The sequence below is a fragment of the Paenibacillus wulumuqiensis genome (assembly GCF_000971965.1).
GTDB lineage: Bacteria > Bacillota > Bacilli > Paenibacillales > Paenibacillaceae > Saccharibacillus > Saccharibacillus wulumuqiensis.
The window spans coordinates 539405-551959 of the sequence record NZ_KQ040792.1 but is presented as its reverse complement, the minus strand read 5'-3'; the positions used below and the strand labels follow the sequence as shown (position 1 = coordinate 551959).

The window sequence follows — 12555 nt, the reverse complement described above, 5'->3', positions numbered from 1 at the left end:
ATATTCACCTGCCTTTTCAGCTGATCTATTTATTGCGCAGGCTGTCCCTGCATCAGAACAGGCTGCTCTACGTAACTGGTTAACAATCCATACTCCGGCGTTTGCGGATCGACTTTATAACCAAGAGCCATTTTAACGGCCAGATAAGGGAAATTAACACCGCTCAGGCAGGTCATATGCAGACCGCCGGACATGCGCGGGTTAATCTCCAGCGCTTTAGGGACATTGCCCTGATAAATCAATTGTAGATTATAATTATACGGAATCTTGTAAAACTGCGCCACTTTTCGGGCGATTTCCAGTAATTCAGGCACTTCTTCCAGAAGACGGGAGCGTCCGCCGGCTTTGCGCCTTGGGACAGCAGCCAGCAGTTCACCTTGCGGAGAAGCCAGACAGTCGATGCTGTATTCATGACCTTCGAGCAGCTCCATCACCATCAGTTCCGGAAAAGACTCCGCCTGGGACAGTGCCGCATAGGCTTGCTCATAAGATATTCTTGGACTCACCGTATCGAACAGCGCGCCCAGTGCATCATAATCCGGGTCGATGATCCGGAAGCCTACCCCGCCTTCCATACGTGTCGGTTTGAAGCAGACGCTTAGACCCAGTTCATGCAGTTCTTCATACGCCTGTCTGAACTGGTCGGCTGTATTCACCAGCCGATATTCCGGCACGACCATCAGCTGATTCTGCTCTGCCGACAGGAAAAAGTTGCCCTTGTCCTCGATCTCATCGAGCAGCTCCATATCCGTACAGCAGACCAGCTTCACACCCATTTCGGCAAAGGAAGCTGCTGCCGCGACCACATAACGCATCCCCCAGCGCGGAACGAACACCTCAATCTGGTGACGCCGGCAAAAGTCCAGGCAGTACGCTGCATAGGCTTCACCTGTTAATACGGGCTCTACCTCCGTATGGTCGCAGGCACGCAGTGATACATGCTCGGGATCGCGGTGTGTGCCATAAATCTCAAATGCCATGCCGTCTTCATTGTGACGTACCGCATTCATATAATGATATCCTACCGCAAAGCTGCGATTGAACCAGATTCTAACTTTCCGTCCGCTCATAGTTCATGATTCCTTCCCTGTTCATGATGTCCAGCACAAACTGCAGAATATCCTCTGCCGCCCGAATGCCGGAACGTGCGGTAAATCTGTATTTACCCTGCAGCTCACCATTCCGGAAGCCGCGGTAGAGCTCGCCGTGCGCAGGAGCAATCGCTTCATCCGCGTAATCCAGCAGTCCGCGGTCCAGCAGGGAATCCCCGGAAGCAATGACCCGATCCGCACCCGCCATGCATTTTACATGCTCGATCGCCCGATTTTTGCTGACCGGGAAAGGAACCAGATATACCTTTCTCCCCTGAATGGAGAGACCCCAGCCCAGCTGCGCCAGTTCCGGCAGAATCGCCATCACCTGCTCATCCGGCATCATCTCCCGGTCGACCAGTACGGAGAAGAACGTCTCTTCCCAGTAGCTCTCCCGGATAATCCATGATGGATCGGATACCCGGTGGAAGACGGAAATGGCTTCGGCAGGCGGCGCTGACTGACGACGTACGTCCAGCATAATCTGCTCATGCCATTCCCGGTCCACCTGACCGTTGATCAGAATATGAGCGCCATTGCTCGTAATCGCATACTTCGGCACAACCTGTTCCCGGAAAATATGAATGCGATGATATAGTTCCAGCACCCGCGTCGTCACCGGTACAAACGGAATACTCCCGGCAATCTCTCTCAGCTGTTCCAGCGCCCGGATCGAAATATGGGAGATGACACGTCCGTCCACCATTTCAGCCGGTATCATCACACGATCGTCCACATCCATCCCGCGGGAGCGTTCCGAATAAATCAGTGTCTGGTCCAGATCACTAGCATACAGCAGCATCAGGATGGCTCCTCTCTTGGCTTGATAATCCCGCAGCAGGAATAGGTTAGCTGCGGGCAGACTTCAATCTGTGCCTGACGCTCACGAGCCAGCAGCAGAATATGGCGCAGATTCGGATTGTCTTCCCGGTCGATGAGGATTTTCCAGGGAACCCGGCGCAGCAGGACACGCGTCGTCTCACCGACACCCGGCTTAATCAGATTAATATCCCCGATCTGATACTCCTGCTGAATCCAGCGAATATCTTCGATCCCCTGCCAGTTCGCCGGTACAGGATGATCCAGCAGCTCCCCGGCCTGCTGCTCCGCCAGCTGCTGTACAGCAGAGAAGTATTCGCTGATATGATCGACAAATGTATTGGACAGATCCTGATCCAGCCATTGTCTGTAAAATTTGGACCCGTGAAAATCATTTTCTCCGATCAGATCATCCCGCAGAACGGTCCGGCTCATCAGCCCGGATACCGTCGAGTTCAAGCACGCACTCGGAATGAGGAAATCTTCCCTCGTCCCGTACGTATCCGAAGAACCGCCGGGATCGGCCAGTACCGCCAGATCATCATTCAGCGTAACACCGTATCGCTCCTCAAACTCGCGACAGGATTGTATAAGCACGTTACGGATCGCGCCCTTGCCGGTCCATCCGTCGACAAACTGAATCTGCTTGTCGACTCCGTGTTTTTGCAAAATATATTTAAGGGCATTCATATCGATGCCTTTGCCCCGGATAATCGAAACGCTGTAATGCGGCAGATCCAGATTGTACTTGTACAGCAAATAGCGCTTGATCAGGATGCCTACCGGCGTACCTGCCCGGGCGAGAGAGACAAGCACTGTCTGAGGTCCACGCTTGTGCAGAATCAGCTCGCTGACCACACCGGCAGCCAGCGCCACCTTCTCTGCCGAATCGGCCAGTGTGCGCTGGAACAGCTCCACATACTCATCGGTCGGCTGGTATTCCTGCGGAAGCATCTCCGAATAGTGGGTACCCGTCTGGATCGCCTCTTCCCGTTCCTCGGTACCACGCTCCAGATTCACATCGCTCAGATCCTTCAGCAGAAATACCACATCAGCAGGCGAGTAGCTGCCCAGCTGTGCAGGATCGGCCAGCTGCGGCTCGTTCCATGCGTTATGCGTCTCGATCGTCATGTTATTGACCTCCCTGGTTCAGCTGGGTACTGCCGCAGATCACAATATGAATCTGCCGGAACATGCCGCCTTGCAGACTGTCGATCAGTGTATCCAGATTTCCTTCCGGCACCTGCCGCTCCAGAAATACGAATACTTCGTCATACACATCCGGGATAAGATTATAGACATAATTGGTGACACTGCTGTCTTCAGGCGAAGTGAATGTATGCCCTGTCCGGATCGGATAGCCAGAGTCGACCGCCCGGTATACCGGACTGCGTGTCGTCGAATGATAGGAGATCCCTTCCCCCATCTCTGCGCTGATCATCATCGGGATGTACATGAATTCTTCGGTGCCTAGACATAAGGTACGCCGGCCCTTCCGCTGTCTGCGAAGTATATCAGCCGCCAACCGGATACCGGCAGCTGTCCGCCGGTTGTTCTGCTCATCAATACCAAATCTGCCGGTTCCCATCATAAATGGCCCGTTATGCAGTACCCCTGCGCCATCGACAGACTGTGTGTTTTCCAGCAGTTCGAACACATTTTCCAGTTCGATCCTGTTTACTGGCGCCGGGGATGCCGTCCCACCAGGTACATAGGCCGGATGTGAGAGATCCGGTTTGCCTTCCACTTCAATTTGGCCTTTGACGAGTGAAATAGGTGTAATCGCGATACCCAGCTCCCGCTCCAGTTCGGCGTATCGTCGTACATTATCCTCGCTTCGCCAGTCCAGCAGAGAAGCGACATAGTAGGCTTTACGTGGATGCTGTTCATGAATCGCCCGGATAATATTCAGCGCCGTCTTGCCGGTTGTGATCTCATCATCGACCAGTACGATCGGATGATCGCCGGCGATCATGCGCGCTTCACGTGCATAGCAGCGGTGGGATACTGCATGGGAATGCTCTTCTTCAAACTGGATAAATGGCTGCTGACCTACAATCTGATGGCGGGTTGTATGTACATAGGTCGCTCCCTCGCTAAATGCATGGTACATGCTGTGTCCAAGCGCAGTCGCCGTCTCCGCAAACCCGATAAAAGCCACCGGCTCCGGCAGCTTCAGCTTTAGCCGCATCAGCTGTTCGTATGCCCCGGCCACTCCTACACCGGAGGACATCGCCTCGATCAGACCGGGCAGCAACTGTTCGACCTCCGAGTCCATCTCTGTGTTCATTTCACGGTACAACAGCAGTGACAGAGCTGCTCCGCTCAACAGGGACTGGTACGGATTCACCGCCAGATGCTTGCCCAGCACCTTGCTGACAAACAGAAAGGACCGCTTGGGATTGACCCGGGCAGCCATTTCAAACAGCTGCTCCAGCGGAAGCTGGAACGGATTGTGCTCGACCGCTACATGCACTGCCAATCCATCCAGAATATTATACGTAGACGTGCCGTTCTTGCTCTGAGAGTAAAGAGATGAAATGTTGTTGTTCATGCAGCACCCCGTATATTTGTGATCGGGCCATAATCCGTCTGGCCCAGTTAAGATGTGGTTTGATCTCGTTCATTTTGTTGGCATATCCGCTTTTGAAGACGCCGAGCTTGCCTGTATTGTTGGCGATAATCCCCTGTGCATCTTCGTATTCTTCTTGTCTGACCGTGTAGAGGGACTGCACCAGTCCGATATGGGAAGGGTGAATAATCGTCTTGCCGATCATTCCGTTCTCCTTATCCATAATCACTTCCCGGATCAGTCCATCGACATGGTGGTTGATATATTCATTGCGCAGCTTGCGCCCGTCCGCCCCGAGTGCCTCCTCAAAGGGAGACTGGCGAATCTGCGGCTTCAGTACCCGCTCCCCACTGGAAAAGTATTCCCATACCGGTCCCGAGATGACATACCCGGTATCCATCCGGCCGAACAGGTTGATAATATCCGAAATGCAGTCCCGGATCGTCGTAATATCATAGATGGTCATCTCCGAACTGCGCCGCAGTCCGAACAGACTGGAGAAGTCTGTGGCTCCAATGCGCACGTTCAGCACATATTCCCTGTAAGTATCCAGCACCTGCTTGATCGCGATCAATTCGTCCATCCGGCTCTCCCGGTAGATGACCGCTGCCGTCTCCAGGATCGGCAGACCATACAGCACCGGAGCACCTTCACGTCTGAAATCATTATACTCTGCAATGACCTCAAAATACTGCTGACCGACCGGAGCGCTGAACTTGGGCAGCATAATGCCGGTAATACGCTCCATACCGCCTGCCATATGGCGGATAATCCGCTGCAGCTGCTGCACACTTCGCACCCGGATAAACAGAAGCGGGATAATCGGCCGGACCGAAGGGTCGGTCGCCATGACTTCCTGCAAATAATGGACCTGCTCCACCAGCGAACGTTCAGCCGCCTCCACCTGCTGATCTCCGATCGCATCTTCCAGATCGAACACCCATGAAGTCAATCCGCGGTGCTTCTGGGTCAGGATGTCCCGGGCGATCGTCGGCCGGGTTGCCGGACAGTACAGCGCCGGTCCGATCGCATAAGCGAGCAGATCCCGCTCGGAAGAGTTATCATAGTGAACCGGTACGGAGTAGAACAGCTCCTGCTCTTCCGCCTGTGACAAATAATTAAAGTAACGCATAACACCCCTCCTGAATGGGCCCCGCCCTGGTTGCCATGATGCTGTCATCCGGCTAACCTTACAGATAAAATAAGCCCCTCCTGTATAGCCAGCAGGAGGGACGACAGTAGTGCTCTACAACCGCACACAACAACAGAGGTGAATCACAAGCTTTTCGGTTTATTTTCTTCCGGCTGTCCAGCGCATGCCCCAGCGGAACGCTTCATCCATCTGGCGATGGCCCGGGAAATACTGTACGACCCGCTCAATACTGAACGTCTCGTTGCCCACATTCTGGATCAGCGCGATCGCACACATCGGCTTGCCGTTATCATGTTCATCCAGACGCACGATAATATCGGGACCGTCCTTCTGGTAAATGGTGACGACGCCATCTGCTTCTGTCCAGCGCGAAATGCCCTCATAGATAAAGGAAAAGACCAGAATGCGCTTGATCTGGGCAATCTTGTTGCCGTTGATGCGCATATTCTCACCGCCCGCACGGGCACCGGTACGATCATCCGCATCGAGCGCGATATAAGGATCGAATTCCATATGACCAAAGCTGTTGCCCAGCGCCTGCACGACGCCCTTGCTGCCATTCTGGAGCTCATACAGACAGCCCAGATCGAGATCCGTCCCTCCGCTTCCGCGGCTGAACAGCCCTTTCTTTTGCACACGGTTCCAGTTGAGGTTAATCAGCAGTTCGCCGAGTGTACCGCTGGCCTTTTTCTGGAGGTTGATTACATCGCCCTTTTTCTTGAGCTCGATCTTGCGCAGATTCAGCGGCGCTGCCTGCGGAGCGGGAGCCGGTGGTGCGGCTGGCGGTGGTACCTGTCGCTGTACAGGCGCTGGTGGTGCCGGAGTCGGCGGTACAGGCGCTGGCGGTACTGGAGTTGGTGGTGAAGGTGCAGCCGGAGGCGTATCTTCCACCTCGACCCCGTAGCTGCCGCACAGCTCTTTCAATCCGCCAAAATAACCCGCACCCACAGCGGAGAACTTCCACTCCGACTGGTATCTATACAACTCTCCGATGACAATAGCCGTCTCGTTGGAGAAATGATTTTCAAGATCATAACGGAAAATCTCTGCTCCGGTGCGTCCATCCGTACAGCGCAGATACATCCCGCTGGCCTGGCTAAACGTATAATGACCGGCGCCACTGTTATAAATGGTGAGCGTCACCGCTATTTTTTGAACATTGTGTGGAACCGCATTCATCATAAGCTGAAATTGACGCTGATCACTACCGGCAGGATTCTCCTGATATGTAATAAAGGAATTGCCGGGATTGCCATAAAAAATCAGATCGTTGTCACTGCTGACACGTCCATCCTGCTGCAGCAGAAATGCCGAAGTATCCAGTTCCAGCGCTGCAGGCGCCTGCCAGCCCAGCATCATATTCAGCTGGCTGAGCCCCGGATTGGTTTTGGTTACATCTGTTTTCTGTCCTTTGACGATGGATACACTCATCCGTAGACCTCTTCTCTGGAGTCTGACATGGGATTTACTTCATCCTTACCGGCAGATTGTAAAATGGAATACAAGGCTGTTATGCACCCTGTATTCCATTGCATGATTCTATTTGGTCTTTGTAAATGCTTTGCTTGAATTAAACGTCCAATCCATAATTACGGCACAATGCCGCCAGGCCGCCCGTAAAGCCGCTGCCTATCGCCTGGAATTTCCAGTCGCTGCCGTGCCGGTAAAATTCACAAAATACAACTGCCGTCTCCGTAGAGAAGTCTTCGCCCAGATCAAAGCGCAGTAGCTCGCTGCCACCCGCTTCGTTCGCAACCCGAACAAATGCGGAGCTCACCTGACCAAAGTTCTGGCCGCGGTTGTCTCCATCGTGAATGGTCACCGTAATGCCCACACGCGAAATGTTTGGCGGTATCAGGCTGAAATCAACGACGATCTGCTCATCATCGCCTTCGCCTTCACCGGTACGGTTATCACCGGTATGCGCAACAGCTCCGCCATAGGCAACCAGATGATTGTAAAACACAAAGTCTTCTTCGGATTTGGCTTTGCCATCCTCATGCAGCAGGAAGGCACAGGCATCCAGATCAAAGTCGGTGCCGCCGCTGTATTTGTTAATATCCCAGCCCAGACCGACTACTACCTTGGTCAGCCCGGGATTGGTTTTGGTCAGATCAATACGCTGTCCCTTAGCCAGGTTGATCGTCATATGAAGTTCGCCCCCTGCTCAGAAAAGTTACCATAAGATAGCCGTTTGGGCTGCTTAAGCCTGCAGACCGTAGTCGCGGACCAGACCTGCCAGGCCATCTTTGTAGCCGTTACCGATTGCGCTGAATTTCCATTCGCCGGAATGACGATACAGTTCGCCGACAACTACACCTGTCTCGATGGAGAAGTCTTCGCCCAGATCAAAGCGGATCAGTTCTTCGCCGCTCTGTTCGCTCAGAATACGCACATAGGCATTGGATACCTGACCGAAGTTCTGGTTACGCGTGTCTGCTTCATAGATAGTAATGGTAAATGCGATTTTCTCCACTTCTGCAGGTACGGCTGGCAGATCCACTTTGACTTGCTCGTCATCGCCTTCACCTGCGCCTGTACGGTTGTCACCGCTGTGTACAACAGAACCGTTGGCATTTTGAGGGTTGTTGAAATAAATGAAGTCTTTATCACTTGCTACTTTACCAGCAGCATTGGCACAGAAAATGGACACGTCGAGGTCAAAATCTCCGCCGCCATCGTATTTGTTGGTATCCCAGCCCAGACCGACGATTACTTTGGTCAGCCCCGGATTTGTTTTCGTCAGATCTACTTTTTGACCTTTGCTCAAGTTAATTGCCATTGTGAATTCCCTCTTTCATTTAAGTATAGGTTTAAAGTTATCTATCGACTCCCGAAAACTGAACATCCCGTTTTCAAAGGGCCGGCTTATACATATTGATTCGCGAGGATATCAACATGGGCTGCCTGTTTGCCTTGTCCAATCGCATTAAACTTCCATTCGGAACCGTTACGGTAAATTTCACCGGTAATCAGTGCAGTCATGCCGGAATAATTATCCGTCAGATTGAAGCGGACCAGCTCTTCACCACTTTGTGCATTGGCTACCCGGATATACGCGGAAGCGATCATGCCAAAATCCTGTTTGCGCTGCTCGGCCTGATAAATGTTGACGACTACTAATACTTTATGAACATCTGCCGGTATTCTGGACAGATCGATAGAGATTTGTTCATCGTCGCCATCACCTTCACCTGTCAGATTGTCACCGCTGTGCTCTACCGATCCGCACTCACTGCGCAGATTGTAGAAACAGACGAGATTGCCTTTTTTCGTCAGTTTGTCATTCTCATTCAGCATCAGGGCGGAAGCGTCACAGTCAACAGCAGCTTTGGCTTTTTTCATACCGAACAATCCACGGGACTGCGTCTGTACAGGGTCCCAGCCCAGACCGACAGTCAGCCTGGTGAGACCACTTCTGCCTTTTGTCAGATCGATTTTCTGTCCTTTGACCAGATTAATACTCATAAATGGATTAGAGCCTCCTCTTCGTTGTTTCTATGTAATACTATTCCTGCGCACGTAACGTTTCATCATTTTTAAATTTTATACTTTTTTTGACGTTAATCCCTGCCTTGGTGGCAATTTACACCAGGACCCGATAGATGGAAACAAATCTATTTATTAGGTCATTCGTATTATAACGTCATGGGTATTACCAAGTCCATTTTCACATACGTTAGTAAAAAGAAGATCATCGTCTTTTGAGTACACAGCATATGGTTTAGCTGGTAATTATACGTTTAATCAGCTGCTTCGCCGCCTTGCTCATATAGCGATTTTTCAGCCAGACGAGTGCAGGCCGGGTGCGAATCGCCGCTTGCTCCAGCGGAATCACGCACAGCCGGTCGGCGTACACCTGCTGGATCTCCGATTCCGGGATCAGGGTCAGCCCCATTCCGGCAGCGGCAAAAGAAAACAGGGCCGAGATATCCGGACAATCCAGAATCACCCGCGGCTGAAGCTGACGCTGCTCAAACTCCCCGATAATATTCTCATACGTGCCTTCACCGGACATCCGGCGAGCCAGCAGCAGCGGATAATCGGCAATCTGCTCCAGTGTCAGTGACTTCGCCTGACACAGCTCCGTCCACTCCCTCGGAATAACAGCGACAAACGGATCATCGCTCAGCGGCATCATTTCATAGACCAGCTCATTGTCCACCGGCAGCAGCAGGAGGGCAAAGTCGATCTTGTGCTGCTGCAGCAGTTCTTCCAGATGGGATGTATCCCCGTACAGAATCTTGTGGTAGATCGCCGGGTAGTCCCGATGAAATTCGCTGATATGTCTGGATACACGCGAGATACAGATCGAGGACGTGCCTATCGTAATCGAACCGGTCAGCCCCTCGTCCACATCGCTGATTTCCTGCTGTATATTATCCATCTCCCGCAGTACATTCCGGGCGCGTTCATACAATCGCTGCCCGGCCTGGGTAACTTCCCAGCGCTTGCCCTCCCGGTGAATCAGCGTTACGCCCAACTCCTCTTCCAGCTGTCGGAGCTGCTGACTCAGTGGCGGCTGGGCCATATGCAGCATTCTGGCAGCCCGCGTAATCTGTCCTTCTTCTACGATTGTGCAGTAATAATGCAGCTGACGAATATCCATCTCTCCGCCCACTTCCCTTAAAATGTTTATTTAACCATTAAATAGTTGATTATAACTAGGTTAGCGCATTTAATGTATGAATGATCTTCAGTATAGCTTTGCTATATGAACAGACTGTACATACGCCAAAAGTATGCAATTTATACTATATATATATTTTACGTATATCCATTATGAACGCACACTATGTATATGACAACAATGACACAAGGAGATGCAAAAATGAAGATTATTGTAGGCATTACCGGTGCGACCGGTGCAATCTTCGGTGTGCGCATCCTGCAGATGCTCAGGGAAGCCGGTGTGGAGACCCATTTAGTAATGTCTTCCTGGGCAGCTGCCACGATTCAACTGGAGACTCCTTATTCGGTCAAAGACGTGGAGCAAATGGCGGATTACCATTATTCCTACAAAGATCAGGCGGCACGAATCTCCAGCGGTTCCTTCCGTACGGATGGAATGATCGTCGCTCCCTGCAGCATGAAATCGCTGGCTTCGATCCGGATGGGACTGGCCGACAATCTGCTCACCCGTTCCGCTGACGTCGTGCTCAAGGAACGCAAAAAGCTTCTGCTGCTCACCCGCGAGACACCGCTAAACAATATCCATCTGGAGAATATGCTGAAACTGTCGCGCATGGGCACGATCATCATGCCGCCAATGCCGGCCTTTTACAATCTGCCGGCCAGCATCGATGAGATGGTCGATCATATCGTCTATCGGGCGCTGGATCAGTTCGGTATTCACCGGGATGAAGCCAAACGCTGGGATGGCATCGGCAAATAAACTGTTCTTATCCCAAAAATGTATTTCATCCTCATCTAATGCGATATATCTGCAACACATACTATCTGTCAAAGGAGCAATGCATGATGGCTTATCAGGATTTTCGTGACTTTCTGAACACACTGGAAAAGGAAGGCCAGCTGCTGAAGGTCGAGGAACAGGTCAATCTGGAACCCGACATCTCCGCAGCGACAAGAGCGCTGAACAATCTGGGCGACAAATCACCGGCACTGCTGTTCAACAACATTAACGGCTATGAGAAAGACCAGGCACGTATCGCCATGAACGTGATCGGCTCCTGGCCGAACCATGCACTCATGATGGGCATGCCCAAAAACACACCGCTAAAAGAGCAATTTTTCGAATTTGCCCACCGGTACGATCAATTCCCGATGCCTGTACAGCGCGAGGAGACCGCACCGTTTCATGAAGTGGAGCTGACCGAGAATATCAATCTGTTTGAACTGCTGCCCCTGTTCCGTCTTAATCAGGGCGATGGTGGCTTTTATATCGATAAAGCCTGCGTCATCTCCCGTGATCAGGACGATCCGGAGCATTTTGGCAAGCAAAATGTCGGCATCTACCGCCTGCAGGTCAAAGGCAAAGACCGTCTCGGTATCCAGCCGGTACCGCAGCATGATATCGCTGTTCATCTGCGTCAGGCTGAAGAGCGCGGCCAGAACCTGCCGGTCGTAATCGCACTCGGCTGCGAGCCGGTTATCACTACGGCAGCTGCTACACCGCTCAAATACGATCAATCCGAATATGAAATGGCCGGCGCGATCCAGGGACAACCTTACCGCATCGTCAAAGCCAAAGATGCCGACCTGGACATTCCATGGGGTGCCGAAGTGGTACTGGAAGGCGAGATCCTGTGCGGTGAACGCGAATTTGAAGGTCCATTCGGTGAATTCACCGGACACTATTCCGGCGGCCGCAGCATGCCGGTCATCCAGATCAACCGTGTCTACCATCGCCAGAACCCGATCTTCGAACATCTGTATATCGGAATGCCATGGACCGAGACCGACTATATGATCGGAGTCAATACGAGCGTGCCGCTGTACCAGCAGCTCAAGGAAGCTTTCCCGAATGAAGTGGTCGCTGTCAACGCCATGTACACCCACGGCCTGGTCGCCATCATCTCGACCAAACGCCGGTACGGCGGCTTCGCCAAAGCCGTCGGTATGCGCGCTCTCACGACACCGCATGGTCTTGGTTACTGCAAGGTCGTTATCGTCGTGGATGAAGATGTCGATCCGTTCAACCTGCCTCAGGTGATGTGGGCGATCTCTACCAAATTGCATCCGAAGCACGATGCGGTTATTATCCCGGATCTGTCCGTCCTGCCGCTTGATCCCGGCTCCGACCCGGCCGGTATTACGCACAAAATGATTCTTGATGCGACCACACCGCTCGCGCCGGAACAGCGCGGTCACTACTCCCAGCCGCTCGATTCCCCTCCAGGTGTCGACCAGTGGGAAAAGAAAATCATCAATCTGCTGAATCGTCAGCAGTCCTGACG

General features: G+C 52.4%; 12 protein-coding genes. 2 read left to right on the top strand and 10 right to left on the bottom strand.

Features of this window, described 5'->3' with window-relative positions; all coding sequences use genetic code 11:
* Positions 1-29: 29 nt before the first annotated feature.
* The 10 genes from WH45_RS02385 to WH45_RS02340 all read right to left on the bottom strand — a co-directional run bounded on the left by WH45_RS02385 (position 30) and on the right by WH45_RS02340 (position 10244).
* Positions 30-1070 (bottom strand): ATP-grasp domain-containing protein, encoded by a 1041-nt coding sequence (locus WH45_RS02385; RefSeq protein WP_046212767.1) that lies wholly within the window; start codon positions 1068-1070, stop codon positions 30-32.
* Positions 1051-1893, bottom strand: coding sequence for an HAD family hydrolase (locus tag WH45_RS02380; RefSeq protein WP_052723583.1), 843 nt, complete (start codon positions 1891-1893; stop codon positions 1051-1053). The genes WH45_RS02385 and WH45_RS02380 overlap by 20 nt, the downstream gene beginning before the upstream one ends.
* Positions 1893-3041 carry a cysteine protease StiP family protein gene (locus WH45_RS02375; protein WP_046212766.1) on the bottom strand — a complete coding sequence of 383 codons (1149 nt, stop codon included), beginning with the start codon at positions 3039-3041 and terminating at the stop codon, positions 1893-1895. Before WH45_RS02375 ends, WH45_RS02380 begins: the two co-directional genes overlap by 1 nt.
* A gap of 1 nt (position 3042) precedes the next feature.
* A complete protein-coding gene (locus tag WH45_RS02370) occupies positions 3043-4464 on the bottom strand; it encodes a phosphoribosyltransferase family protein (RefSeq protein WP_235338222.1) in 1422 nt (473 codons plus the stop codon).
* A complete protein-coding gene (locus WH45_RS02365) occupies positions 4406-5614 on the bottom strand; it encodes an HpcH/HpaI aldolase/citrate lyase family protein (protein WP_046212765.1) in 1209 nt (402 codons plus the stop codon). Before WH45_RS02365 ends, WH45_RS02370 begins: the two co-directional genes overlap by 59 nt.
* 159 nt (positions 5615-5773) lie before the next feature.
* Positions 5774-7066, bottom strand: coding sequence for a TerD family protein (locus tag WH45_RS02360; protein WP_046212764.1), 1293 nt, complete (start codon positions 7064-7066; stop codon positions 5774-5776).
* A 139-nt stretch (positions 7067-7205) separates the two neighbouring features.
* Positions 7206-7784: a TerD family protein gene (locus WH45_RS02355; protein WP_046212763.1), complete on the bottom strand. Its 579-nt coding sequence runs from the start codon at positions 7782-7784 to the stop codon at positions 7206-7208.
* Between the two features lie 54 nt (positions 7785-7838).
* The gene (locus tag WH45_RS02350; protein WP_046212762.1) at positions 7839-8417 is read right to left on the bottom strand and encodes a TerD family protein; all 579 of its coding nucleotides are present in this window, start codon (positions 8415-8417) and stop codon (positions 7839-7841) included.
* Between the two features lie 86 nt (positions 8418-8503).
* Complete coding sequence (locus WH45_RS02345) at positions 8504-9103, bottom strand: TerD family protein (RefSeq protein ID WP_046212761.1); 600 nt, start codon at positions 9101-9103, stop codon at positions 8504-8506.
* A gap of 256 nt (positions 9104-9359) precedes the next feature.
* On the bottom strand, positions 9360-10244 hold the full coding sequence (locus WH45_RS02340) for a LysR family transcriptional regulator (protein WP_046212760.1): 885 nt from the start codon (positions 10242-10244) through the stop codon (positions 9360-9362).
* Positions 10245-10430: 186 nt separating this feature from the next.
* On the opposite strand from WH45_RS02340, the gene WH45_RS02335 reads away from it, so the two are divergent.
* Both WH45_RS02335 and WH45_RS02330 read left to right on the top strand, forming a co-directional pair.
* Entirely contained in the window at positions 10431-11030 is a 600-nt protein-coding gene (locus WH45_RS02335) for a non-oxidative hydroxyarylic acid decarboxylases subunit B (RefSeq protein ID WP_407667995.1), read from the top strand.
* 86 nt (positions 11031-11116) lie between these two features.
* Positions 11117-12553: a non-oxidative hydroxyarylic acid decarboxylases subunit C gene (locus tag WH45_RS02330; RefSeq protein WP_046212758.1), complete on the top strand. Its 1437-nt coding sequence runs from the start codon at positions 11117-11119 to the stop codon at positions 12551-12553.
* Positions 12554-12555 lie beyond the last annotated feature (2 nt).